Annotated in this window: 24 protein-coding genes and 1 pseudogene; 11 read left to right on the top strand and 14 right to left on the bottom strand. The window is 74.6% G+C overall.

Annotated elements, in window-relative coordinates; all coding sequences use genetic code 11:
• Positions 1–339: 339 nt before the first annotated feature.
• A complete protein-coding gene (locus tag LPA42_RS32520; RefSeq protein ID WP_228987100.1) occupies positions 340–1161 on the bottom strand; it encodes a helix-turn-helix transcriptional regulator in 822 nt (273 codons plus the stop codon).
• A 254-nt stretch (positions 1162–1415) separates the two neighbouring features.
• Here LPA42_RS32520 and LPA42_RS32515 point away from each other — a divergent pair, with 254 nt between their 5' ends.
• Positions 1416–1799 (top strand): WhiB family transcriptional regulator, encoded by a 384-nt coding sequence (locus LPA42_RS32515; protein WP_043966530.1) that lies wholly within the window; start codon positions 1416–1418, stop codon positions 1797–1799.
• A 102-nt stretch (positions 1800–1901) separates the two neighbouring features.
• Here LPA42_RS32515 and LPA42_RS32510 read toward each other — a convergent pair whose 3' ends face one another.
• The 3 genes from LPA42_RS32510 to groES form a co-directional block, all read right to left on the bottom strand.
• Positions 1902–3497: a molybdopterin-dependent oxidoreductase gene (locus LPA42_RS32510; RefSeq protein WP_077938350.1), complete on the bottom strand. Its 1596-nt coding sequence runs from the start codon at positions 3495–3497 to the stop codon at positions 1902–1904.
• A 158-nt stretch (positions 3498–3655) separates the two neighbouring features.
• Positions 3656–5302, bottom strand: coding sequence for a chaperonin GroEL (groL, locus tag LPA42_RS32505; protein WP_077938349.1), 1647 nt, complete (start codon positions 5300–5302; stop codon positions 3656–3658).
• A 70-nt stretch (positions 5303–5372) separates the two neighbouring features.
• Positions 5373–5687 (bottom strand): co-chaperone GroES, encoded by a 315-nt coding sequence (gene groES, locus LPA42_RS32500; RefSeq protein ID WP_018222648.1) that lies wholly within the window; start codon positions 5685–5687, stop codon positions 5373–5375.
• Between the two features lie 340 nt (positions 5688–6027).
• Between groES and LPA42_RS32495 the strand changes: the two genes are divergently transcribed.
• The 8 genes from LPA42_RS32495 (at position 6028) to LPA42_RS32460 (ending at position 14008) form a co-directional block, all read left to right on the top strand.
• Entirely contained in the window at positions 6028–7299 is a 1272-nt protein-coding gene (locus tag LPA42_RS32495) for a methyltransferase domain-containing protein (protein ID WP_077938348.1), read from the top strand.
• 9 nt (positions 7300–7308) lie between these two features.
• A complete protein-coding gene (ybaK, locus tag LPA42_RS32490) occupies positions 7309–7788 on the top strand; it encodes a Cys-tRNA(Pro) deacylase (protein ID WP_077938347.1) in 480 nt (159 codons plus the stop codon).
• Positions 7789–8186: 398 nt separating this feature from the next.
• Positions 8187–9287, top strand: coding sequence for a sugar ABC transporter substrate-binding protein (locus tag LPA42_RS32485; RefSeq protein ID WP_077938346.1), 1101 nt, complete (start codon positions 8187–8189; stop codon positions 9285–9287).
• 119 nt (positions 9288–9406) lie between these two features.
• Complete coding sequence (locus LPA42_RS32480) at positions 9407–10228, top strand: ATP-binding cassette domain-containing protein (protein WP_077938345.1); 822 nt, start codon at positions 9407–9409, stop codon at positions 10226–10228.
• Positions 10225–11484, top strand: coding sequence for a sugar ABC transporter permease (locus LPA42_RS32475; protein WP_077938344.1), 1260 nt, complete (start codon positions 10225–10227; stop codon positions 11482–11484). The genes LPA42_RS32480 and LPA42_RS32475 overlap by 4 nt, the downstream gene beginning before the upstream one ends.
• 25 nt (positions 11485–11509) lie before the next feature.
• Entirely contained in the window at positions 11510–12691 is a 1182-nt protein-coding gene (locus tag LPA42_RS32470; RefSeq protein ID WP_077938343.1) for an ROK family transcriptional regulator, read from the top strand.
• Between the two features lie 56 nt (positions 12692–12747).
• Positions 12748–13035, top strand: a complete 288-nt coding sequence (locus LPA42_RS32465) for a DUF1707 domain-containing protein (RefSeq protein ID WP_077938342.1) — start codon at positions 12748–12750, stop codon at positions 13033–13035.
• 229 nt (positions 13036–13264) lie between these two features.
• Entirely contained in the window at positions 13265–14008 is a 744-nt protein-coding gene (locus LPA42_RS32460) for a DUF4142 domain-containing protein (RefSeq protein ID WP_077938341.1), read from the top strand.
• Positions 14009–14084: 76 nt separating this feature from the next.
• Here the strand turns inward: LPA42_RS32460 and LPA42_RS32455 are convergent, their stop codons facing one another.
• From LPA42_RS32455 to LPA42_RS32410, 10 genes are all read right to left on the bottom strand, one after another.
• Positions 14085–14339 (bottom strand): hypothetical protein, encoded by a 255-nt coding sequence (locus LPA42_RS32455; protein ID WP_043965635.1) that lies wholly within the window; start codon positions 14337–14339, stop codon positions 14085–14087.
• Positions 14340–14459: 120 nt separating this feature from the next.
• Positions 14460–15506, bottom strand: a complete 1047-nt coding sequence (tsaD, locus tag LPA42_RS32450) for a tRNA (adenosine(37)-N6)-threonylcarbamoyltransferase complex transferase subunit TsaD (protein ID WP_077938340.1) — start codon at positions 15504–15506, stop codon at positions 14460–14462.
• Between the two features lie 6 nt (positions 15507–15512).
• The gene (rimI, locus tag LPA42_RS32445; protein ID WP_077938351.1) at positions 15513–15959 is read right to left on the bottom strand and encodes a ribosomal protein S18-alanine N-acetyltransferase; all 447 of its coding nucleotides are present in this window, start codon (positions 15957–15959) and stop codon (positions 15513–15515) included.
• A gap of 130 nt (positions 15960–16089) precedes the next feature.
• A complete protein-coding gene (tsaB, locus tag LPA42_RS32440; RefSeq protein ID WP_077938339.1) occupies positions 16090–16767 on the bottom strand; it encodes a tRNA (adenosine(37)-N6)-threonylcarbamoyltransferase complex dimerization subunit type 1 TsaB in 678 nt (225 codons plus the stop codon).
• 115 nt (positions 16768–16882) lie between these two features.
• Positions 16883–17743, bottom strand: coding sequence for a maleylpyruvate isomerase family mycothiol-dependent enzyme (locus LPA42_RS32435; protein ID WP_077938337.1), 861 nt, complete (start codon positions 17741–17743; stop codon positions 16883–16885).
• Positions 17744–17962: 219 nt separating this feature from the next.
• Positions 17963–18664: a uracil-DNA glycosylase gene (locus LPA42_RS32430; protein ID WP_043965627.1), complete on the bottom strand. Its 702-nt coding sequence runs from the start codon at positions 18662–18664 to the stop codon at positions 17963–17965.
• A gap of 146 nt (positions 18665–18810) precedes the next feature.
• A complete protein-coding gene (gene tsaE / locus LPA42_RS32425; protein WP_228987099.1) occupies positions 18811–19317 on the bottom strand; it encodes a tRNA (adenosine(37)-N6)-threonylcarbamoyltransferase complex ATPase subunit type 1 TsaE in 507 nt (168 codons plus the stop codon).
• Positions 19314–20411: an alpha/beta fold hydrolase gene (locus LPA42_RS32420; protein ID WP_077938336.1), complete on the bottom strand. Its 1098-nt coding sequence runs from the start codon at positions 20409–20411 to the stop codon at positions 19314–19316. The genes tsaE and LPA42_RS32420 overlap by 4 nt, the downstream gene beginning before the upstream one ends.
• Positions 20408–21526, bottom strand: coding sequence for an alanine racemase (gene alr / locus LPA42_RS32415; protein ID WP_077938335.1), 1119 nt, complete (start codon positions 21524–21526; stop codon positions 20408–20410). Before alr ends, LPA42_RS32420 begins: the two co-directional genes overlap by 4 nt.
• A gap of 101 nt (positions 21527–21627) precedes the next feature.
• Positions 21628–23118, bottom strand: coding sequence for an NAD(P)H-hydrate dehydratase (locus LPA42_RS32410; RefSeq protein WP_077938334.1), 1491 nt, complete (start codon positions 23116–23118; stop codon positions 21628–21630).
• A gap of 332 nt (positions 23119–23450) precedes the next feature.
• Here LPA42_RS32410 and LPA42_RS32405 point away from each other — a divergent pair, with 332 nt between their 5' ends.
• Positions 23451–23747 (top strand): hypothetical protein, encoded by a 297-nt coding sequence (locus tag LPA42_RS32405; protein ID WP_077938333.1) that lies wholly within the window; start codon positions 23451–23453, stop codon positions 23745–23747.
• A gap of 56 nt (positions 23748–23803) precedes the next feature.
• A pseudogene (locus LPA42_RS32400) lies at positions 23804–23932 on the top strand (alpha/beta hydrolase); the annotation flags it as partial.

Genomic DNA, 23932 nt, shown 5'->3' with positions numbered 1-23932 from the left:
CACAGCCCCCCCTCCCTATGCTCTGCACCCACCCACCCATCACCGGCACTGAGCTGGCGACACGCCAATCGCGCACGGCACGCACCCGCCACGGCCGGACACCCAGCGTGAAGCGTTGCGTATCCGGGTGCAGAGCAAAGGGAGCGGTGGGGTTGGTGTTGCCGGGCAGGGAGACCACGTTGTGTCACCAGCGGGGCGAGACGGACGGCAGCGGACAGCGCCACGGCGATCGTGCACCCGCGGCCCCCGATGGGCCGGTCTCGCGGCTTCTGCCCAGGCCGTACCTCCTGCGGGGTGGGCGGGAAGGCGCGCGGGTGGGCGGGCAGCTGGGTGGGTGGGTCAGGTGACCAGGCCGGCGCGGAAGCCGGCGGCCACCGCGTGCGCGCGGTCCCGGGCGCCGAGCTTGCGGAACAGCCGGCGGGCGTGCGTCTTGACGGTGTCCTCCGAGACGAACAGCTCACGGCCGATCTCGGCGTTGCTCTTGCCCTCGGCCATGCCGAGCAGCACCTGGAGTTCCCGCTCCGTCAGGCCGATCGCGCTCCGGCCGCCCCTGGCCGGGGCGGGACGCTGCCCCGCCGCGGCCGGGGTCTCGCCCTCGCCGCCCGCCTCCACCTCGTCGTCGCCGCGCTGCACCGGCACCACCGGCGGCGTACCACCGGGCGGCTCCTCGGGGCCCGCCGGCCAGGCCGGGCCGGGCTTGGCCGGGGCGCGTCCGGCCGGGGCGGGGCGGGCGGGTCCGCCGACGGAGGCGGCGTCGCGGGCCGGGTCGGTCACCCGGCTGCGGGTGGCGCGGCCGGGCGCCGAGAGCAGCAGCAGCGCCTTCGCCACCGCGCTGGTCAGATCGTGGTCGGTGCCCTGGATCAGCCCCCGGGCGCCGGCGCCGATGGTCGCGGCGGCGGCCTCGGACTCCTCCGCGCCGAGCAGCAGCACCGCGGCCTGCGGGGCGCGGGCCAGCACCCGCCGGACGAAGCCGGCGCTGTCCGGCCGGGTGAGGGCGGTGTCGGCGAGCACGACGTCCGCCGGGACCTCCGCCAGGCGCAGCATCACCTCGGGATCGGAGACGGCCGTACGAACGGCGGCGGACAGCCCTAGCCGCGCCGCCGCGGAGTTCAGTTGCTGCGCGGCGAGCGGTGTCCGAACGCACACGAGGACAGTACGCACTGTGGTCTCCTCTCCGACCCCGAGCAGACCATGGGGAGGCGTCGTCGGGTGGGCGTTCCCGGCAATCCTTCGAACTTTTCCGACAGTTAGGGCATATCAGTCAGGTTGTCCGACCTTTTCGATCACAGACGTGTGAGCGGAAGCGAGGCGGGGTAACGGGGAGCCCGAGCCGGAAACGGTGCGCCAGCGCGGCCGCCGCCCGGACACCGGTCAACTGAGGATCTCCGCGGTGCCGCGCGGGAGGAGGGGTGCTGATGTCGAACGTACGCAGGCTGCCCGGACCCATCGTCGACCTCTGGGACTGGCAGCGGCTCGGTGCCTGCCGGGGCCGCGACAGCGCCCAGTTCTTCCACCCCGACGGCGAACGCGGCTCCTCCCGGCTGCGCCGGGAGTCCGGCGCCAAGACGGTCTGCCGGGCCTGCCCGGTACGCGCCGAGTGCGCCGCGCACGCCCTCGCCGTCCGTGAGCCCTATGGGGTGTGGGGCGGCTTCAGCGAGGCGGAGCGGCTGCGGCTGCTCGCGGTGGGCTGGGAGGACCTGGCCGACCGCCGGCACTCCCGCGTCGATGTGGCCCGCCTGGAGGCCCGCCTGGGCCGTCCGCACAAGTCCACCGTGCCGGCGCAGCGCAGCGTCGCCTGACGACCGCCGCCACGCCCACCGTCGGGTGACCGGGCCACCGGCGGGCCGCCCGCCACGCCCACGGCCGGGCGACCCGCCTGCCGGCGCGGGTCCGCCCGGCGGTCAGCCCACGGTGACCCGGACGGTGTGCCAGCCGGTCGCGCCGTCCGGGTCGACGCGCTGCCGGCGCTCGGTCTGCGTCTCGCCGCTGGCGTCGGTGGCCCGCACCTGGAGGGTGTGCTCGCCGGAGGTGGCCGCCCACTGCCAGGACCACTGCACCCAGGTGTCCACCGACACCGTCGGGGCGAGCGTCGCCTCCCGCCACGGGCCGTCGTCCACGCGTACCTCGACCCGGCGGATGCCCCGGTGCTGCGCCCAGGCCACCCCGGCGACCATGACCGGGCCGGCGGTGAGCCGGTTGCGGGGGCGGGGCGTGTCGATCCGCGACTGGGTCTTGATCGGCCCCTGCGCCGACCAGCCCCGGGGCACCCAGTACGCGTCGAAGTCGGCGAAGCTGGTCAGCTCCAGCTCGGTGACCCACTTGCAGGCCGAGACGTAGCCGTAGAGGCCGGGCACCACCATGCGTACGGGAAAACCGTGCTCCACCGGCAGCGGCTCGCCGTTCATCCCCACCGCGAGCAGGGCGTCCCGGCCGTCGCGCAGCGCCGCCGTCGGGGTGCCGCAGGTCCAGCCGTCGACGGAACGCCCGACGACCTGGTCCGCGCCCTCCTCCGGCTGCGCCTCGTCGAGCAGCTCCCGGATGGGCACGCCCAGCCAGCGGGCGTTGCCGATCAGGTCCCCGCCGACCTCGTTCGACACGCAGGCCAGGGTGACGTACCGCTCGACCATGGGGCGGGCCAGCAGGTCGGCGAAGCTCAGCTCGATCGGGTTGCGCACCCGGCCGTGGATGCGCAGCCGCCAGGTGTCCGGGTCGACCTGCGGCACCACGAGAGCGGTGTCGATCCGGTAGAACCCGGACGTCGGGCTGACGTAGGGGGCGAGCTGGGTGAGGGAGAGGTCCGCCCCGGCCGGCACCGGCGGCGCGGGCGAGGCCGGCGCGGGCAGGGCGACCGCCTGCCGGGCCTGCGACACCCCGCGCCGCCCGGCCAGCCAGTGCCCGCCCAGCCCGGTCACGACGGCCGCGCCGGCCAGCGCGCCGACGCCGGTGAGGAACCGCCGCCGCCCCTCCGGGCGCTCGGGGTGCAAGGAAGGGCCCCTTGTTAACAGGGGGGTGTTAACAAGGGGCCCTTCCTTCTCACCGGGCGGGGTCCACGGCCAGGGGTCGGGATGCAGCGGACCGGCCAGCAGGAGCCAGAGCGTCAGCGCGCCGAGGGCCGCCCCGACCAGCGCCGGCAGCGCGTCGGTGGCGTCCGCGCCGGCCCGGGTCAGCGCGGCGGCCACCCCGAGGGCCGCGAACGCCCCGATGCCCGCCAGGCCGAACCACAGCCGGCGCGCGGCGAGGACGCCGAGCAGGGCCGCGAAGCCCGCCAGCAGCAGCGCCGTCCCGACCAGCAGGGCGATCTTGTCGTACGTGCCGAAGACGGCGATGCCGAACTGCTTGACCGGTTCGGGGACGGTGTCGACGACCAGCCCGCCGACCGCGACCAGTGGTGCCGACCGGGGGCCGGTCAGCACCGCCACCGGTTCGGCGGTGCCGATCGCCACGGCGGCGGCGGTGATCCCGGCCAGCGCGGCGTACCCGCGCGAGATGGTGCCCATCCGCCCAGTGTTTCCGACGGGGCCGGGGAAGCGACAGGCACGTCAGCGTTCCGTAAGCAACCAGCCCCGGGCGAACGCGGGGCGGATACGCGTCAAGGCACGCCGTGGGGAGCCGGCGTGCCTTGAACGTGTGGTGTGGCGGGGTCAGCCGCCGTGGGTCAGAAACCCGGGCCGTGCTGGTGGCCGTGGCCGTGCGAGTGGCCGTGGCCACCGGCGGCGGCCGGCTCGGCCTTCTCCGGCTTCTCCACCACCAGGCTCTCGGTGGTGAGCAGCAGGCCGGCGATCGAGGCGGCGTTGGTGACGGCGTTGCGGGTCACCTTCACCGGGTCGATGATGCCGGACTTGACCAGGTCGACGTAGTCGCCGATGGCGGCGTCGAGGCCGTGGCCCCACTCGCTGCCGACGACCTTCTGCACCACCACGTAGCCGTCGTGGCCGGCGTTCTGGGCGATCCAGCGCAGCGGCTCGACCAGCGACTTGCGCACGATCGAGACGCCGGTCTTCTCGTCACCGGTGAAGCCGAGGTCGTCGTCGAGCACCGGCAGGATCTGCGCCAGGGCGGCGCCGCCACCCGGGACCGTGCCCTCCTCGACGGCGGCCTTGGTCGCGGCGATGGCGTCCTCGATGCGGTGCTTGCGCTCCTTCATCTCGACCTCGGTCGCCGCGCCCACCTTGATGACCGCGATGCCGCCGGAGAGCTTCGCCAGCCGCTCGGCCAGCTTCTCCCGGTCCCAGTCGGAGTCCGAGGCCTCGATCTCCTTGCGGATCTGGGCGACCCGGTCGGCGACCTCGCTGGCCTGGCCACCGCCGTCGACGATGGTGGTGGTCTCCTTGTCGACCACGACGCGCCGGGCGGTGCCGAGCACCTCCAGGCCGACCTGGTCGAGCTTGTAGCCCAGCTCCGGGGCGACCAGCTCGGAGCCGGTGAGGATCGCCATGTCCTGGAGCATCGCCTTGCGGCGGTCGCCGAAGCCCGGGGCCTTGACCGCGCAGACCTTGATGGTCTTGCGGACCGCGTTGACCATGAGCGTGGACAGGGCCTGGCCCTCGACGTCCTCGGCGACGATCAGCAGCGGCTTGTTGTTCTGGAGGACCTTCTCCAGCAGCGGCAGCAGCTCCTCGATCCCCGAGATCTTCTGCGTGGTGATCAGGATGTACGGGTCCTCCAGGACCGACTCCTGACCCTCCGCGTCGGTGACGAAGTTGGGGGAGATGAAGCCCTTGTCGAACTGGAGGCCCTCGGTCACGTTGAGCTCGGTGGTGAGCGCCGAGCCCTCCTCGACGGTGATGACGCCGTCGCGGCCGACCCGCTCCATCGCCTCGGCGATCAGGTCGCCGATGGTCGCGTCCTGCGCGGAGATCGTCGCGACGTGCGCGATCGACTCCTTGCCGGCGACCTCGACGGCCCGGTCGAGCAGGGCCTCGGAGACCTTCGTGGCCGCCGCGTCGATGCCGCGCTTGAGGCCGGACGGGCTGGCGCCGGCGGTCACGTTGCGCAGGCCCTCGCGGACCATGGCCTGGGCCAGCACGGTCGCGGTGGTGGTCCCGTCGCCGGCGACGTCGTTGGTCTTGGTCGCCACCTCCTTGACCAGCTGCGCGCCGAGGTTCTCGTACGGGTTGGTGAGCTCGATCTCCTTGGCGATGGTCACGCCGTCGTTGGTGATCGTGGGCACACCGAACTTCTTGTCCAGGACGACGTTGCGCCCGCGCGGGCCGAGAGTGACCTTGACCGCGTCCGCGAGGGCGTTGACACCGTGCTCCAGCAGGTGCCGGGCGTCGTCCGAGAAGCTCAGGATCTTCGCCATCTGTATCCCTTCGAAGCGTCACTGCCCCGGCCCGGCGAGCCGGACCGGGGCAGTGACGCGGATCGGTTGCTTACTTCTCGATGACCGCGAGGACGTCGCGGGCGGAGAGCACCAGGTACTCCTCGCCGGCGTACTTGACCTCGGTGCCGCCGTACTTCGAGTAGAGGACGGTGTCGCCGACCTTCACGTCGATCGGCACGCGGTTGCCCTTGTCGTCGATCCGGCCCGGGCCGACAGCGAGGACGGTGCCCTCCTGCGGCTTCTCCTTGGCGGTGTCGGGGATCACGATGCCCGACGCCGTGGTGGTCTCAGCCTCGTTCGCCTGGACCACGATGCGGTCCTCGAGCGGCTTGATCGCAACCTTGGTCGCGGTAGTCACGGGCATACCCTCCTGGGGTACTGGTTTCGTTGCCGGACGGCGGGGCCGACCAGCGTCAATCTGCCACATGCCACCGGGCGGGGCCGTCGTCGCGGGTGCCGGTCCGCCTGGCGTCAACCCCCGGGCACGGGGCCCGGAAGCTGGCACCCTCGATGGGAGAGTGCTAATCGCAGGTTAGGCCGTGGCTAGCACTCCGTCAAGGAGAGTGCCAACGCGTCGCCCGTCGTGTCGCCACAGTTCCGCCACTCGTCACCGCGACACGCCGGGAGCGCCGACCCCCGACCCGTCGACCTCCGGCACCCCCACCGCCGTCGGTCCGCCGCCGCCCGGGCCCGACAATGGGCGCGTGGATCTCGACCAGCTCGCCGCCCTGCGTACCCCCGAGGGGTCGGCCGCGCTCGCCGCGGCGACCGAGGTGGCCGGCGGCGACCCGCTGGCCGCGGCGGCGGCGCTCCGCTCGGCCGGGGTGCCCGCCGGGCTGGCCGCCGCCGCGTTGACCCAGGCCGAGCTGCGCCGCCGGGCCGTCGGCAAGTTCGGGCCGGCGGCGGCCGGCATGTTCCTCACCCGCGCGGGGCTGGAGCAGGCGACCCGGGGGGTGGTCGCGGCCCGGCGGGCCGACCGGCTGCGCGCCGCCGGGGTGCGCACCCTGGCCGACCTGGGCTGCGGCCTCGGTGCCGACGCGCTCGCCGCCGCCCGCGCCGGCATCCGGGTGTACGGGGTGGAGGCCGACCCGGTCACCGCCGCGATGGCCGCCGCGAACGCCGAGGCCGCCGGGCTGGCCGACGTTTTCACGGTGGAGTGCGGCGACGCCACGGCGTTCGACGTGTCCGCCGTCGACGCGGCGTTCTGCGACCCGGCGCGGCGCAGGGCCGGCACGGGCCGGCGGATCTTCGACCCGAACGCCTACTCGCCGCCGTGGGACTTCGTCACCGCGCTGGCCGAGCGGGTGCCGCACACGGTGGTGAAGGTGGCCCCGGGGCTCGACCACAGCCTGATCCCGCCAGGCACGGAGGCGGAGTGGGTCAGCGTGGGCGGCGACCTGGTCGAGGCCGCCCTGTGGTGCGGCCGGCTCGCCGAGGTCCCCCGCCGCGCGACTGTGCTGAAGGAAGGGCCCCCTGTTAACGCTTTCTGTATAGGAAGGGCCCCCTGCAATCACCCCCGGCCCGCCTGCCACCACCAGCTCACCGGTTCCGGCACGGAGGAGGCCGCCGTCGGGCCCGTCCGGCGGTACGTCCACGACCCCGACCCGGCCGTCGTCCGCGCGCACCTCGTGGCGGAGCTGGCCGGCGAGCTGGACGCCACGCTCGCCGACCCGACCATCGCCTACCTGTACGCCGACACTCCCGGCGCGACGCCGTTCGCCCGCTGCCTGGAGGTGACCGACGTGCTGCCGTTCTCGCTGAAACGGCTGCGCGCCCTGCTGCGCGAGCGCAGGGTGGGCCGGGTCGAGATCCTCAAGCGCGGCTCGGCGCTGGAGCCGGAGCGGCTGCGGCGCGACCTGCGGCTGGCCGGCCCGGAGGCGGCGAGCCTGGTGCTGACCCGGGTGGCCGGCGCGCCGACCGTGCTGGTCTGCCGCCCGGTGACGTATCCGCTGGATCACGAGGCGGCGGCCGGCTAGCTTGTCGGCATGGCGGGACAGGGGACTCCGGCGACGGCGCTGTTGACGAAGCGGAAGATCCGGCACAGCACCCACCCGTACGACGTGTCGCCGGACGCGCCGAACTACGGCGCGCTCGTCGCGGCGGCCCTGGGTGTGCCGCCGGAGCGGGTGTTCAAGTCCCTCGTCACCGAGGTCGACGGCGCGCTCGCGGTGGCGGTGGTGCCGGTGACCGGCGAGCTGGACCTCAAGGCGCTCGCCGCCGCGCTGGGCGGCAAGCGGGCGACGATGGCCGACCGGGCGGTGGCGGAGCGGGCCACCGGGTACGTGCGCGGCGGGATCAGCCCGCTCGGCCAGCGCAAGCGGCTGCCCACGGTGCTGGACGCCTCCGCGCTGGCCCACGACACCGTGTACGTCTCGGCGGGCCGGCGCGGCCTCCAGCTCCAGCTCGCCCCGGCCGACCTGGTCGCGCTCACCGACGCCACCACCGCCCCCATCGCCGCCGGCTGACGCGACGCCGCGAGCCGGGCGGCACCAAGGGCCGAGCAGCACCCCGGCCGAGCAGCACCCCGGCCGAGAGCACCCCGGCCGAGCGGCACCCCAGGCCGACACCCCGCGCCCGGCGTCCCGGGCCGGCACCCCCGAGCCGAGGCGTCGGCCTGCGGCAGGTTTGGCGGCCTGCGGCATCGGTCATTCACATGATCGCCGCGTCGAGGCGCGGCCCTTCGGCCTGCCCGCTTTCGGGGCGGTTAGGGCAGAGTGTCGATCACGTTGCTGAATTGTTACCGCCGCCAACAAACTTCTGACCTCGGCGGCCTTGTGCCGGCAGCGCGGTGCGCAATACGTTGCCGGACACAACAAAACACCGCTCCACTCCCACTCCCCCACCCCCGAAAGGACCCGTGCAGATGCGCAAGGGCTTCCTCACCTTCGCCGCCGTGGGCCTGCTGGCCGCCGGCAGCATGGCCGCCTGCGGCGAGAACTCCGACGGCGGCAACCAGGCCGGATCCTCCGAGAAGAAGCCGAAGATCGGCGTGATCCTGCCGGACAGCAAGTCCTCCGCCCGCTGGGAGGGTGCCGACCGCAAGTTCCTGGAGGCCGCGTTCAAGGCCGCCAACGTCGAGTACGACATCCAGAACGCGCAGGGCGACAAGACCGCGTTCCAGACCATCGCGGACCAGATGATCACCAACGGGGTGACCACCCTGATGATCGTCAACCTGGACTCGGGCACCGGCAAGGCCGTGCTCGACAAGGCCAAGTCGCAGGGCGTCGCCACGATCGACTACGACCGGCTCACGCTGGGCGGCTCCGCGCAGTACTACGTCAGCTTCGACAACGAGGCCGTCGGCAAGCTCCAGGGCGAGGGCCTCGCCAAGTGCCTGACCGACAAGGGCGTCAAGAACCCGGCCATCGCCTACCTCAACGGCTCGCCGACCGACAACAACGCGACCCTGTTCAAGAACGGGTACGACTCGGTGCTCAAGCCGAAGTTCGACTCGAAGGAGTACACCAAGGTCGCCGACGACTCGGTGCCGGACTGGGACAACACGCAGGCCGCCACGATCTTCGAGCAGCAGTACACCAAGGCCAGCGGCAAGATCGACGGCGTGCTGGCCGCGAACGACGGCCTCGGCAACGCGGCCATCTCCGTGCTGAAGAAGAACAAGCTCAACGGCAAGGTCCCGGTGACCGGGCAGGACGCCACCGTGCAGGGCCTGCAGAACATCCTCTCCGGTGACCAGTGCATGACCGTCTACAAGGCGGTCAAGAAGGAGGCGGACGCCGCCGCCGAGCTGGCCATCGCGGTCGCCAAGGGCGAGAAGAAGGACACCGGGCAGACCGTCAAGGACGTCGAGGGCAACCGGGACGTCCCGGCCGTCCTGCTGGAGCCGAAGGCCATCTACAAGGACAACGTCAAGGACGTCGTCGCCGACGGCTTCGTCACCAAGGAAGAGCTCTGCACCGCCGCCTACACCAAGCTCTGCACCGAAGCCGGCATCAGCTGACCCGTACGCCGACCGTCGTACCCGCCAGGCGACGCCGCCCGGCACGGTGATCCCGTGCCGGGCGGCGGCCCGCGCCGGACGGGCTCCGCGATCTCCCCTCCGCGCGTTAGGAGACCCTTGTGTCCGCAACCCCCCTGCTGGAACTACGAGGGATCGACAAGAGCTTCGGTCCCGTCCAGGTGCTGCGCAACGTCGCCCTCACCGCCCACCCCGGCGAGGTCACCGCGCTGGTCGGCGACAACGGCGCCGGCAAGTCGACCCTGGTGAAGTGCATCAGCGGCATCTACCCGACCGACTCCGGCCAGTTCCTCTTCGAGGGCCGCCCGGTCAGCATCAACAGCCCCCGCGACGCCGCCGCCCTGGGCATCGAGGTCGTCTACCAGGATCTCGCGCTCTGCGACAACCTCGACATCGTGCAGAACATGTTCCTCGGCCGGGAGAAGCACACCGGCATCGTCCTCGACGAGCCGACCATGGAGCAGATGGCCGCCGAGACCCTCGCCGGGCTGAGCGTCCGCACGGTGAAGTCGCTGCGCCAGCACGTCTCCAGCCTCTCCGGCGGCCAGCGGCAGACCGTCGCCATCGCCAAGGCGGTGCTCTGGAACAGCCGGCTGGTCATCCTCGACGAGCCGACCGCCGCGCTGGGCGTCGCGCAGACCGCCCAGGTGCTGGAGCTGGTCCGCCGGCTGGCCGACAACGGCCTCGCCGTCGTGCTCATCTCGCACAACATGAACGACGTCTTCGCGGTCTCCGACCGGATCGCCGCCCTCTACCTCGGCCAGATGGTGGCCCAGGTGAAGACCACCGACATCACCCACTCGCAGGTCGTCGAGCTGATCACCGCCGGGCGCTCCGGCGCCCTCGGGCTCGCCGCCGAGCTGACGGGTGGCAACGGCACCGGCGGCGCGGCCGTCGGCACGACCCCGGGAGCCCTCCGATGACCACCACCGTCGTGAAGAAGGTAGGGCCGGCGGCGGTCACCCCGCCCGTCACCGTCGGCGGCCACGTGCGCGGCTACCTCAGCCGGGTACGCGGCGGCGACATCGGCTCCCTGCCGGCCGTGCTGGGCCTGATCGTGCTCTGCACGGTCTTCGCGATCATGCGCCCGTCGTTCCTGTCCGCCGGCAACTTCGCCAACCTGTTCACCCAGGGCGCGGCGGTCACGCTGATCGCGATGGGGCTGGTCTTCGTCCTGCTGCTCGGCGAGATCGACCTCTCCGCCGGCTTCGCCAGCGGCGTCTGCGCGGCCGTCCTCGCCAACGTCGTCACCGTGCTCGGCTACCCCTGGTGGGTCGCGGTGCTCGCCGCGCTCGTCACCGGCGTGCTCATCGGCACGGCGCTGGGCTTCCTGGTGGCGAAGGTCGGCATCCCGTCGTTCGTGGTCACCCTCGCCGGCTTCCTCGCCTTCCAGGGCATCGTGCTGATGCTGATGAAGGAGGGCGCCAACATCTCCGTACGCGACGAGACGCTGGTGGCGATCTCCAACCGCAACCTGCCGCCCGCGATCGGCTGGACGCTGGCCGCCGTCGCCGTCGCCGGCTACGCGGCGGTGCAGCTCATGCGGCACCGCAACCGGTCCGCCCGGGGACTCGTCACCGACCCGCTGGCCGTCGTGGCCGCCCGGATGGGCGTGCTGGCGGTCATCCTCGGCGTCGCCGTGTACGTGCTCAACCTGGAGCGCAGCCGCAACGTACTGATCACCTCGCTCAAGGGCGTGCCGATCGTGGTGCCGATCATCGCGGTGCTGCTGATCGTCTGGACGTTCGTGCTCCAGCGCACCAGCTACGGCCGACACGTCTACGCGGTCGGCGGCAACAAGGAGGCGGCCCGCCGCGCCGGCATCAACGTCGACCGGATCCGCATCTCGGTCTTCGTCATCTGCTCCTCGATGGCCGCGATCGGCGGCATCGTGGCGGCGAGCAGGGCCAACTCTGTCGACCCCAACACGGGTGGCAGTAATGTGCTGCTCTACGCCGTGGGCGCGGCGGTGATCGGCGGCACCAGCCTCTTCGGCGGCAAGGGCCGGGTGCTCGACGCCGTGCTCGGCGGCGCGGTGGTCGCCGTGATCGACAATGGCATGGGTCTGATGGGCTACAGCTCGGGGGTCAAGTACGTGGTCACCGGCGTCGTGCTGCTGCTCGCCGCGAGCGTGGACGCTCTGTCCCGCCGCCGGTCGGCCGCCACCGGCAACCGTTGACGCCCGCACGGAAGTACCGGTAACGATGCGCGTGGGACCGAGTCAGGACGAGATCCGTCGGCAGAACCTCGGTGCCCTGCTGCGCTACGTGCACGTCCACGGCGCGACGACCCGCGCCGAGTTGACCACCACGCTCGGGCTCAACCGCAGTACCATCGGCGCGCTGACCGCCGACCTGGCCGGCGCCGGGCTGGTCAGCGAGGGCGCACCGAAGGAGACCGGCCGGGCCGGACGACCGTCGCTGGTCGTCCGGCCCGAGTCGGAACGGGTCTACGCGTACGCGTACAGCGTGGAGGTGGACCGGCTGCGGGCCGCACGGGTCGGCCTGGGCGGCGCGGTGCTCGATCGCCGGGAACTGGACCGGCCCCGCAACCTGGTGGCCGGGGAGGCCGCGCCGCTGCTGGCCGGCGCGGTCAAGGAGATGCACCAGTCGGTGCCCCCGGGCGCGGTCTGCGTCGGCGCCGGGGTCGCGGTCTGCGGCATGGTCCGCCGCGACGACGGTCTGGTCCGGCTCAGCCCGACCACCGGCTGGGTGGACGAGCCGATCGGTGCTGCGCTCGCCGCCGAGCTGGGCATCGACGTGCCGATCACCGTCGGCAACGTGGCCGACGTGGCGGCGTTCGCCGAGCACGCCCGGGGCGTCGCCGCCGGCTGCGACAACGTCATCTACCTGTACGGGGACGTCGGCGTCGGCGCGGGCATCATCGCCGGCGGCCGGCGGCTGACCGGGCACGGCGGGTACAGCGGCGAGGTCGGCCACATGGTGGTGGTTCGCGGCGGGGAGCCCTGCGAGTGCGGCTCCCGGGGCTGCTGGGAGACCGAGATCGGCGAGCACGGGCTGCTGCGGGCCGCCGGCCGGTCCGACGCCCGGGGGCCCGACGCGGTGCTGGCCGTCTTCGAGGCCGCCGACCGGGGCGACGCACGGGCCCAGACGGCGGTACGGCAGGCCGGGGACTGGCTCGGCTTCGGCGTGGCCAACCTGGTCAACATCTTCAACCCCGAGATGGTCATCTTCGGCGGCACGATGCGGGACCTCTACCTGGCCGCGGCGGCCCAGGTGCGCAGCCGGCTCAACTCGATGGGGCTCCCGGCCTGCCTGGAGCACGTGCGGCTGCGTACCCCGAAACTCGGCGACGACGCGGCGCTGATCGGCGCGGCCGAGCTGGCCTTCGAACGGCTCCTCGCCGACCCCCTCGACGCGGCCTGACCGCCCCGTTCCGCGCGGGGTGCCCCGGGCTGGCGCGGCTGCGTACGCTGTCCGGCGTGGACGTCGAGCTGCGCGCCTCCGACGACGACCGGCAGCGGGTGGTCGCCGACCTGCAACGGCACGCCTCGGCGGGCCGGCTCACCCTGGACGAGTTCTCCGAGCGGGCCGCCGACGCCTGGGCCGCCCGCACCCTCGGCGACCTGGCCGCGGTGACCCGGGACCTGCCGGCCGACCCGGTCCTGTCCGCCTCGCCCGCGCACGGCCGGCGGGACCTGCTGGTCGTCTTCGCGGTCGCCGTCGCCACCCTGATCCTGCTCGGCCTGCTGATGGCCGCCACCCGCTGACCCGCTCCCGCCGCACCTGACCCGCCGCGCCCGCGCCCTCCCCGCCGCCGCGCGCCCGCCGCCGGATTCACTCCGCCCGATTCCCCCCGCCTGATTTCGCGAGACGCTCTTCCGGGATTCGGATGAACTGATCGCGGCGGCGATCCGTACCAGTGACCGGAGGGGCGGCCCGGGAGACCCGGCCGCCCGGACGGACGCGTTCGGCCCGGACCGAGGAGGCACCGCACCCATGGCACCGCTCAGATCCGCACGTCGCCGGCCAGGGCACCGGACCCACCGGATGGCGGCGCTGGTGGTCACCTTCGTCGCCGCGCTCGGGGTGCTACCCGGCGTGGCTGTCGCCGCACCCGCCAACGCCCAGCTCAACGCCGCCGACATGACGCTGCTCGCCGGCGTACGGCTGGCCGGCCTATGGGAGATGCCGGCCGGTGAGATGGCCGCCGAGAAGGGCCAGTCGGCCCGGGTACGCGAGATCGGCGCGGAGATCTCCCGGCAGCACGGGGTGCTGGACCAGCTCGTCGTGGACGCCGCCAACAAGCTCGGCGCGACCCTCCCGACGGACGCCACCGCCGAGCAGAAGGGGTGGCTCAAGGAGATGCAGGAGTCCACCGGCGCCCGGTTCGACCAGATCTTCGTGACCCGGCTCCGGGTGGCGCACGGCAAGATCTTCCCGGTCATCGGCGCGGTGCGCGCCAGCACCCGGGACGCGACCGTCCGCAAGCTCGCCGACGAGGCGAACAGTTTCGTCGGAGACCACATGGCGATGCTGGAGAGCACCGGCCTGGTCCGCTGGGAGCAGCTCCCGCCCGCCGCCCTCCCGCCGGCACAGAGCGACTCGCTGGTCGCGGCGGCAGCCGCGAACGTCGGCAGCGGCGGCCGGCTCGGCGTCAGCACGACGGTGGTGTGGCTGGTCTTCATCGCCGCGCTCGGCACCGGTGGCATCGCCACGTACCGCATCCTGCGCCGGAGTTGACTGCTGCCTGGTTAGGAAGGGCCCCCTGTGCAACAGAAAGCGTTAACAGGGGGCCCTTCCTTGCGTCCTTGCGCCGTCAGCGGTCGACCTCGGTGAAGTCCCACGCGTGCGGGGGGCGGGCCAGCAGCGTCGCGGGCGGGTCGGGCAGCGGCCGAGGGCTGCTGCGCCACTTCGAGATCACCACCACCCGGTGGTCGGTGGAGCTGAACACCTCGCTGGACACGTGCAGCGGGTCGTGCTCGACCTCCGGCAGCGCCGTGTCGCAGACCCAGGTGATCAGGTCGGCGAAGCCGTAGGGCTCCGCCCGCGCCTCCCACATCCGTACGATCACGTCGTCACTCCCCTCGCTCCTGTCGGGCCGCCGGCGGCGCTCCCGGGTCGGGCCGGGCCGCCGGCGGCGTTCCCCGGCCAGGTCGAGCCTTTGGCGGCGTTCCCCGGCCGGGTCGAGCCGTCACACGCTGACCGTGGTCAGCGGCAGGGCCGAGTCGGCCGGCAGGTCCAGCCGGCTGGGCGCGACCCCCGCCGCGACCAGGTGCGAGCCCAGCGCGGCCACCATCGCCCCGTTGTCGGTGCACAGCTTCGGCCGGGGCACCCGCACCCGGATGCCGAGCTTCGCCGCCCGCTGCTCGGCCAGCACCCGCAGCCGCGAGTTCGCCGCCACTCCCCCGCCGATCACCAGCGTGTCCACCCCGTGGGCCTGGCACGCGGCCAGCGCCTTCGCGGTGAGCACGTCGCACACCGCCTCCTGGAACGACGCGGCCACGTCGGCCACCGGCACCGGCTCGCCGGCCCGCTGGCGGGCCTCCACCCAGCGGGCCACGGCCGTCTTCAGGCCGGAGAACGAGAAGTCGTAGCGGTGGGCGGCGAGGTCCTTCGCGGCGGTGAGGCCGCGCGGGAAGCCGATCGCGGCCGGGTCACCGGCGGCGGCCTCCCGGTCGACGTACGGGCCGCCGGGGAACGGCAGGCCGAGCAGCCGGGCCACCTTGTCGAACGCCTCACCGGCGGCGTCGTCGATCGTCGCGCCGAGCGGGGTCACGCCCCGGGCCAGGTCGTCGACGAGCAGCAGGGACGAGTGCCCGCCGGAGACCAGCAGGGCGATCGCCGGCTCGGGCAGCGGCCCGTGCTCCAGAGTGTCCACGGCGACGTGCGCGGCGAGGTGGTTCACCCCGTACACCGGCTTCTCGGCGGCCAGCGCGTAGCCCTTCGCGGCGGCCACGCCGACCAGCAGCGCGCCGGCCAGCCCCGGGCCGGCCGTCACCGCGATGGCGTCGATGTCGGCGATGGTCACCCCCGCCTCGGCCAGCGCCCGGTCCATGGTGGGCACGATGGCCTCCAGGTGGGCGCGGCTGGCCACCTCGGGCACCACCCCGCCGAACCGGGCGTGCTCGGCGACGCTGGAGGCCAGCGCGTCCGCGAGCAGGGTGTGCCCGCGCACGATGCCGATGCCGGTCTCGTCGCAGGAGGTCTCGATGCCGAGGATGAGCGGTGCGTCGGCCATGGCTCCTCAGTCCTGGTCGCGCCGCATGACCAGCGCGTCGGTGTTGCTGGGTTGGTAGTAGCCGCGGCGGACGCCGATCGGCTCGAAGCCGTACGTCGCGTAGAGCCGCTGGGCAGGGCCGTTGTCCGCTGCCACCTCCAGCAGCGTGCTGCGTACGCCCCGGCGGGCCGCCTCGGCGAGCAGCGCCTCCAGCAGCGCCCGGCCCACCCCGCGCCGCTGGGCGTCCCGGGCGACGGCGATGTTCTGCACCCACGCCTCGTCCGGGGCGGCGACGGCGAGCCCGGCGTAGCCGAGCACCCGTTCCCCGTCGGCCGGGGTGGCAACCAGATAGAAGTGGCCGTTGGCCAACTCGTTCCAGAACATCGCCGGCGACCACCGCTCGGCCCCGAACAGGTCCGCCTCGATCGGCAGCACCTCGTCGACGTGCCACCAGCGGAACCGGCCCAGCCGGATCCCGTCCGGGCCGGGCCGCTCGGGCCCGCTCACGACCGGCGCTCCCGCCGGCTCACGGCGGGCGTTCCTGTCCGCCCGGCCTCCCGCCGGCTCACGGCAGTCGCTCCCGCCCGCCCGGCCTCCCGCCCGCTCACGGCAGGACCGACTTGCGGGCGGTGGCGGCCACGGCGTCGGGGCGGCGCAGGTACAGCGGGGTGAGCGGCTCGCCGGGCGCGCCGGCCCGGATCCGCTCGGCCGCCAGCAGGGCCAGCGCGGTCGGGTCCGGGTAGCGGGGCTCGTCGCGCAGCGGCAGGCCGAGCACGTCGGCGTACCGGTGGGCGCCGTCGCCGACCGCGGCGGTGACCCCCAGGTCGCGGGCGCGCTGCGCGGCGACCGCCGGGGCGTCGACGTCGGGGCCGGCGATCCGCTGACCCGCGCCGTCGTACACCGCCCAGTAGACCTCCCGGCGGCGGGCGTCGCTGGCCGCCAGGACCGGCTCGCCGGCCGCCGCCGGGTGGCCGATCCCGTCCAGCGAGCAGACGCCGTACGCCGCGACGCCGAGCACCTGGGCCATGGTGGCGGCGGTGACCAGCCCCACCCGCAGCCCGGTGAAGGGGCCGGGGCCGAGGCCGGCGACGATCGCGGTCAGGTCGGGCGGGCGGGCGTCGACCTCGGCGAGGACGGCGTGCACCTGTGGGGCGAGCAGCTCGCCGTGCGCGCGGGCGTCGACGGTGCGCCGCTGGGCGCGCGGCGTCACGCCGTCCGCCGTGACCTCCACCAGCGCCGCGGTCACCGCAGGGGTCGAGGAGTCCACCACCAGTACGAGCACGAACGCAACCCTAACCGCCCGCCCACCGCCCCTCCCGCACCCCCACGCCGCGCCCCGTCCTGGCGGGGCCGATCTCGACGATGGCGCGAACCCTTGATCGACAGGCGGGGCGGAGTCAGCTGGGGGTGCGCAGGACCCGGAGGAAGGGGAACAGGAGCCAGGGGCGGCGGCCCCGGATCGAAACGCCGCCGGTGAGGGCGGTGCGGACGCGGCTCACGCGGCCGAACAGCATCAGGTTGAGCGCCGCCGGGTCGAACCGCACCCGCACGTCCGGGCGGGCGCCCGGCGCGGCGATCGACACCAGCCCCCGGTGCAGGACGAGGGTGACGTCGGCGCAGTACGCCGAACGGAACTCCACCGTGATCGGGCGTTCCCGGGGCGGCTCGTCGTTGTCGAGCAGCCGCCCGTAGCCGGCACGGACCACCCCGACGAGGAACACCTCGAAGAACAGCACGGCCTCCCGGCCGGGCATCTCCCACGGCCGGCCGGTGGCGCGGGCGATGTCCCACCCGTGCACGAGCAGCTCGTTGACGAGGTGGCCGAAGAGGCCGGCGAGCGGGGCACGGGCGTCGCCGAACCAGGGCAGCAACTCGTCGGGGCCGCGGTCGGCGGCGATCGAGAGGATCTTCGCCACGTCGGCGCGGAACTGCGCCAGCAGCGGCGCGGGATCGCGCTCCGTCAGGTGGGCCAGGACCAGGTCGTTGACGCCCTCGATGGTGTCCACGGTGACCGTCGGCAGCCGGGCGTCGAGACCCGGGATCGGCAGCGGCGGGTGCTCCGGGTCGAGCTTCGTCGCATACCACCAGGCGACCGAGACCAGGTGGACGACGGTGTCGGCGACCGACCAGTGCGCGGTCACCATGGTCTGCGGCCGGTCGACCGACTCGACGAGCCGGGCGAACCGGTCGGTGGCCGCCGCCAGCGCCTCCTGGGCCGCGCGCCACTGCTGCGGGTTGACCGTCGCCGTAGCCGCCACGTGCCGCCTCCGATCCGTGGAGCCGCCGGGATACCGGGATGCCGACAGTCTAAATCAGACGGTGATCGCCCGGTCACTCCGAAAGTGCGGTGTGACCGGGCGACGCGACCCACGCGCCGGGCAGCCCTCCCCGCCTGGCGGTCCACCCGGCGGTCTGCCGGGCCGGGCGGTCCATCTGCGGCCTGCCCGGCGGCCCGCCCGGCCGGCGGTGGACCCCGCTCAGCCCGCCGAACGCTCCCAGTCGATGGTCGGCAGGCCCGCGTCGGCGAGGGCCTTGTTGGTCGCGCTGAACGGGCGGCTGCCGAGGAACCCGCGCGGGTTCATCGGGCTCGGGTGACCGGCCTCCAGCACCACGTGCTGCGGGTTGGTGACCAGGGCCGCCTTCTTGCGGGCGTACCCGCCCCAGAGCAGGAAGACGACCCGCTGGTCGAGGGCGTCGAGGGCGCGGATCGTCGCGTCGGTGAACTCCTCCCACCCCTTGTTGGCGTGCGAGCCGGGGGTGGCCTGCCGGACGGTCAGCACCGAGTTGAGCAGCAGCACCCCCTGCGCGGCCCAGCCGTCGAGGTTGCCGCTGCGCGGCTTCGCCACCCCGAGGTCCTCGGTCAGCTCCTTGAAGACGTTGCGCAGCGACGGCGGGACGGAGACTCCCTCGCGGACGCTGAAGCTCAGCCCGTGCGCCTGCCCCGCCTTGTGGTAGGGGTCCTGCCCGAGGATCAGCACCCGGGTCTGGCCCGGCCCGCACAGCCGGTACGCGGAGAACAGATCCTCGACCGGCGGGAAGACGGTCTGGGTGGCGTACTCCCCGGCGACGAACTCGGCCAGCGCGGCCGTGCGGGCCGGGTCGAGGTGCGGGGTGAGCAGGGCGCGCCACTCCTCGGGCAGCAGGGAGAGCAGGTCGAGGGTGGGGGCGTCGTGGGGCATCGGCAACCTTTCGCAGTCGGTCGGCCCCCTTCCTACCAGCCCGGTCCGACACCCCGCGCGGGGCGGGCCGACGGCGGGCACGGAAGCCTCGAGCCGACGAAAGACCGACGAAAGACCACGGAAAGCCTCGGGCCGACGGCGTCCGGTCAGGCGAGGGCGGCCAGCCTCGCAGCCCAGTCGCCGCCGACCGGCTCCAGCTCGATTAGCCGGGTGTCGTCGTCGCGCCTGTCGATCCGGACCCGCAGGTGTGCGTCGACCAGCTGCTCGACCAGCCCCTCGCCCCACTCGACGACGGTGACCGAGTCGTCGACCGACGCGTCCAGGTCGAGGTCGTCGATCTCGGCGCGCGGGTCGGCCGCGTCCCCGAGCCGGTACGCGTCGGCGTGCACCAGCGCGACGCCCCGGCCCCGTACCGGATCGGGCCGGTGCACCCGGGCGATCACGAAGGTCGGCGAGGTGATGTCGCCGAGCACGCCGAGGCCCGCGCCGATGCCCTGGGTCAACGCGGTCTTGCCGGCACCGAGTGGACCGGTGAGCAGCAGCAGGTCACCGGCGTGCAGCACCCCGGCGAGCCGGCGGCCGAACGCGTGGGTGTCCGCCACCGTCGGCAGCGTCACGCGCACACCGGCACCGGCCGCGTCGGCTCGGCTCACAGCCCCTCCAGGAAGCGGGCCAGGGCTCCGTTGACCTCGTCGGCGTGCTCCAGCATCACCACGTGCCCGCTGTCGTGGATCTTGAGGTATTCGGCGTGCGGCAGCCGCCGGACGATCTCCTCCGAGTGGGTCACGGGGGTGATCATGTCCTTGTCGCCGACCACCACCAGCACCGGGGTGCCGGCCAACGCGGCCAGCGCCGGATAGCGGGAGTGGGTGGCCAGCGTGCGCAGGTAGCGGGTGACCGTGTCGGCCGACGTGCGGGAGTTCATCAGCTCGACGTACGACACGAGGGCCGGGCTGGGCTTCGGGGTGCCGAAGCCGTACTTGCGGGTGAGCAGCCAGGCCACGTTGGACGTCGACTTGCGCGCGGCGTCGATCGCCGGCCCGCCGTAGCGGGTGGCGTTGCTCACCATGTAGAGCACCGGCGCGCCGACCCGGCCGAGCAGGGCCGGGGCGACGAGCTTCGTCTCGGCCAGCAGCCCGCCCGAGGTGGCCATCAGCACCGTGCCGACCACCCGGTCGCCGAACAGCTCCGGGTAGAGCTCGGCGAACGCCATGATGGTCATGCCGCCCATCGAGTGGCCGACGAGCACGAGCGGGCCCTCCGGGGCGGTCCGGTCGATGACCCGACGCAGCGTGCGGCCGAGCGCGGCGAGATCGTATTCGCCGGTCTCCAGCCGCCCCGACCGGCCGTGCCCCGGCTGGTCGTACGCGACGATGCGGTGCTCGCCCCGCTCGGCGAACATCTTGCGCTGGAAGTGGAAGGTGCCCATGTCCAGGCAGAAGCCGTGCACCAGCACCACCGTCGGGTGCCCGGGGACGGGCCGGGTCGGCTCCACCACCTCGACGTGGATGTCGGTGCCGTCGGGCAGCTCCAGCCGGAACGCCTCGTCGTAGCGCTGCTGGCCGAAGACCTCGCCGGCGTACGGGTCGGCGGGATCCGCCTTGAGCCGACGGACCAGGGCGCGCTCGCTCACCACGCCCGCCGCGAGCCCGGCGGCGGCCACCCCGACGGCCGCTCCGACGACCCCGGCCACCCGGCCGGCGGCGGTGCGGGGCCGGGGGATGCGGAAGCCCCTGCGCTCGCTCACGGCCGCTCGCCGTCGTAGACGCGGGGCACCCGGACCCCGCCGAAGCGGGTGACGATCTCGTAGTTGATCGTGCCGACCGCCTCGGCCCAGTCGTCGGCGGTGGGCTCGCCGTCGGCCCCGGGGCCAAACAGGGTCGCCACGTCGCCGGCCGCCACCGGGTCGTCGCCGCAGTCGACCACGAACTGGTCCATGCAGACCCGGCCCGAGACCGTCCGCCGCTGGCCGGCGAGCTGCACCGGGCCGGTGTTGGAGGCGTGCCGGGGCACCCCGTCGGCGTAGCCGAGCGGCACCACGGCCAGGTTGGCGTCGGCGTCGGTGAGGTAGGTGTGCCCATAGGACACGCCGCTGCCGGCGGGCACCCGCTTGGTGAGCATGACCCGGGCCCGGGCGGTCATCGCCGGGCGCAGCCCGAACCGCTCGCCGGCCACCGGGGACAGCCCGTAGGTCGCGAGCCCGGGCCGGACCAGGTCGAAGTGGGTGTCGGGGCGGGTCAGGGTCGCGGCGGAGTTGGCCAGGTGCCGGTAGCGCGGGCGCAGCCCCGCCCGCTCGACCATGGCCAGCCCCTCGTGGAAGACCGCGAGCTGACGGTCGGTCGTCGGGTGGCCGGGCAGGTCCGCGTAGACGAAGTGGCTCCACACGCCGACCACCTCGACCAGGCCGTCGGCCTGGGCCTTCGCGGCGGCCTCCAGCAGCGCCGGCCAGTCGGCGACGGTGGCCCCGCCCCGGGCCAGCCCCGTGTCGATCTTGAGGTGCAGCCGGGCCGGGCGGTCGGCGAGCCGGCTGGCCTCGACCATCTCGTCGAGCTGGGTGAGGCTCGCGGCGGCCAGGTCCACCCCGGCCGCGACGCCCTCGTGCAGCGGCAACCCGGGGGCGAGCAGCCAGGCCAGCACGGGCGCGTCGAGGCCGGCCCGGCGCAGCGTCAGCGCCTCGTCGAGGGTGCAGACGCCGAGCCAGTCCGCGCCGGCGTCGAGCGCGGCGCGGGCCGACGGCACCATGCCGTGGCCGTAGCCGTCGGCCTTGACCACCGCCATCAGCTCGGCGCCGGTGCCGGCCCGCAGCCGCGTCACGTTCTCCCGGATCGCGTCAAGATCGACCCGCACCTCGGACTGCCACATGTGCCCAGCCTACTGACCGGGGTGCCGGAGGCTTTGCCATGTCGGGCGGATGGCGGTATCCGGGGGCGAAGGACCCCGCCATGTCGCCGGCATGGTGTCGATCAGTCCGCGTCCGGCCGCCCGTGGAGCAGGCCGGCCACGACCGGGCGGAGCGCGGCGGCCACGTCGGGCGCGGTCACCGGGCCCGACCGGGCCGCCTCCCGCCCGGCCAGCCCGTGCAGGTACGCCGCCGCGGCGGCCGCCCGCTCCGGGGCCAGGCCGGCGGCGAGCAGCGAGCCGAGCAGCCCGGCGAGCACGTCGCCGGTGCCCCCGGTGGCCAGCGCGGGGGTGCCGGTCGGGTTGACGTACGCCCGGCCGTCGGGGGTGGCGACGATCGTGCGGTCCCCCTTGAGCAGGACCACCGCGTTCATCCAGGCGGCCAGCCGCAGCGCGGAGGCGGCCCGGTCCGCGCCCGGCTCCTCCCCGCAGAGCCGCGCGAACTCCCGGTCGTGCGGGGTGACCACGATCGGCGCGTCCCGCTGGCGCAGCCGGTCCGCCATCGACCCGTCCACGAGCAGGGTCAGCGCGTCGGCGTCGAGCACCACCGGCACCGGGGCGGCGAGCACCGCCCGCAGCTCGGCGGCGGCCTCCTCGCCGGTGCCCAGCCCCGAGCCGCAGACCCACGCCTGGACGCGGCCGGCGTCGGCGACCCGGCCGCTCGCGATCACGGAGGGGTGCTGGAGCAGCACGTCGACGCGGGCGCTGCCGGCGTAGCGGACCAGGCCCGTCGGGCCGGCGAGCGCGCCGCCGACGGAGAGCACGGCCGCACCCGGGTACGCCGCCGAGCCTGTCGCCAGGCCCACCACGCCCCGGGTGTACTTCTCGGCGGCCGGGCCCAGCTCGGGCCACCAGTCGACGACGTCGGAACGCTCGGTGACCCGCAGCGCGGGCGTGCCGCGCAGCCACGGCCCCAGGCCGATGTCGACCAGCTCGACCTGGCCGGCCAGCGCCGCCGCCGGGCCCACCACCAGGGCGGGCTTCAGCGCGCCGAACGCCACCGTCACGTCGGCCCGGATCGCGGTGGGCCGCCCGGAGGCGGCCGGCGGCACGTGGCCGGTGTCCACGGCCACGCCGCTGGGCACGTCCACGGCGACCACCGCGGCCCGCCCGCCGTCGCGGCCGCGCAGGCCGGGCAGCTCGCCGGCCAGCCGGTCGGCCGCCTCGCGCAGCCCGCCGGTGCCGCCGATCCCGACGATCCCGTCCAGCACCAGGTCGACCACGGCGGGCGGCCGGTCCACCAGGCGGCCCCCGGCGGCACGCAGCGCGGCCAGCCCCGCCGCGTGCGCCCGGCCCGGGGTGAGCAGCAGGACCGAGACGGCGGCACCCCGGCGGGCCAGCCGCTGGCCCGCGTACAGGGCGTCGCCGCCGTTGTCCCCCGTGCCGACCAGCAGCAGCACCCGGGCCCCGTACACCCCGCCCCGGTCGGCGAGCAGCAGCGCGCAGCGGCGGGCCAGCCCGGCCGCCGCCCGGTGCATCAGCGTGCCGGCGGGGAGGGTGGGCATCAGCCCGGCCTCCGCCGCCCGGACGTCCGCGACCCGCCACACCGGTTTCATGCCGCCACGCCCCGTCCGGCGGTCGCGCCGGGGCCGCCGTCGCCGGCATCGTCCGCGTGCCGGGTCCGCCCCGGCCCGTCGAGGATCATGGCCTCACCCTACCGGCGGGGGCGGCCGCAGGTTACCCGTCGGGTCGACTGTGGGCAATGCCTGTGGACAACCCGAGGGTACGACCGTCGCCCGTTGTCCACAGGGCGTTCCGGTCGGCGGGGCGGCTGCCTAGCGTCGACGGCGTCGCTGTCCACCCGTCGACGGCGGGGTCGCCGGCCCACCCGGGCCGGCCGCGCCGCCCGTCATCTCGTGACGGGGCACCGAGCCGGAGGAGTCCGCCGATGACCGAGGAGCCGTTCACCGTCCGCCCGGAGCTGCTGCGGGAGGTCGCCGGCGCGCTGGGCGACCTCGCGTACCAGCTCGGGCACGGGCTGTCCGGCGTGCCCGGGCTTGCGGTGCCGGCGCCCGGCTGGCGGTCGGCGGGCGCCCTGGCCGGCCTGGAGTCGGCCGCGCACGCCTGGTGTGGCGCGCTCGGCGCACGGGTCGCCGCCGCCCAGGGGGCGCTCACCGTCGCCGCCGAGGGCTACCAGGCGGCCGACGAGCGGGCCGCCCACCGGCTCACGACGCTGCCCCGGTGAGCACGGCGGCGCGCGGGCGCGCGGGCGGCGGGAGCCCGGCGGCGGCCGGCGGGGATGGCGGCCCGGCGCTGCACCGGTTCCAGGAGGGGCTGCGGGCGACGCACGAGGGCCCGCCGGCCCGGCAGACGGTGCTGGGGCACAGCTACGGCTCGCTGGTCGTGGGCACCGCCGCCCGCGACCACGGG

It is taken from the genome of Micromonospora sp. DH13 (genome assembly GCF_020873825.1).
Taxonomy (GTDB): Bacteria; Actinomycetota; Actinomycetes; order Mycobacteriales; family Micromonosporaceae; genus Micromonospora; species Micromonospora haikouensis.
The sequence above is the reverse complement of the archived record's forward strand: the minus strand, read 5'-3'. Positions and strand labels throughout refer to the sequence as shown.

Bases quoted from the DNA above. Each gene is read 5' to 3' on its own strand.
- LPA42_RS32515 (WP_043966530.1), top strand. From the start codon at position 1,416: ATGTCGAACGTACGCAGGCTGCCCGGACCCATCGTCGACCTCTGGGAC.
- LPA42_RS32510 (WP_077938350.1), bottom strand. From the start codon at position 3,497: ATGGGCACCATCTCGCGCGGGTACGCCGCGCTGGCCGGGATCACCGCC.
- groL (WP_077938349.1), bottom strand. From the start codon at position 5,302: ATGGCGAAGATCCTGAGCTTCTCGGACGACGCCCGGCACCTGCTGGAG.
- groES (WP_018222648.1), bottom strand. From the start codon at position 5,687: ATGCCCGTGACTACCGCGACCAAGGTTGCGATCAAGCCGCTCGAGGAC.
- ybaK (WP_077938347.1), top strand. From the start codon at position 7,309: ATGGCGGGACAGGGGACTCCGGCGACGGCGCTGTTGACGAAGCGGAAG.
- LPA42_RS32485 (WP_077938346.1), top strand. From the start codon at position 8,187: ATGCGCAAGGGCTTCCTCACCTTCGCCGCCGTGGGCCTGCTGGCCGCC.
- LPA42_RS32475 (WP_077938344.1), top strand. From the start codon at position 10,225: ATGACCACCACCGTCGTGAAGAAGGTAGGGCCGGCGGCGGTCACCCCG.
- LPA42_RS32470 (WP_077938343.1), top strand. From the start codon at position 11,510: ATGCGCGTGGGACCGAGTCAGGACGAGATCCGTCGGCAGAACCTCGGT.
- LPA42_RS32460 (WP_077938341.1), top strand. From the start codon at position 13,265: ATGGCACCGCTCAGATCCGCACGTCGCCGGCCAGGGCACCGGACCCAC.
- tsaD (WP_077938340.1), bottom strand. From the start codon at position 15,506: ATGGCCGACGCACCGCTCATCCTCGGCATCGAGACCTCCTGCGACGAG.
- LPA42_RS32430 (WP_043965627.1), bottom strand. From the start codon at position 18,664: ATGCCCCACGACGCCCCCACCCTCGACCTGCTCTCCCTGCTGCCCGAG.
- alr (WP_077938335.1), bottom strand. From the start codon at position 21,526: ATGTGGCAGTCCGAGGTGCGGGTCGATCTTGACGCGATCCGGGAGAAC.
- LPA42_RS32410 (WP_077938334.1), bottom strand. From the start codon at position 23,118: ATGAAACCGGTGTGGCGGGTCGCGGACGTCCGGGCGGCGGAGGCCGGG.
- LPA42_RS32405 (WP_077938333.1), top strand. From the start codon at position 23,451: ATGACCGAGGAGCCGTTCACCGTCCGCCCGGAGCTGCTGCGGGAGGTC.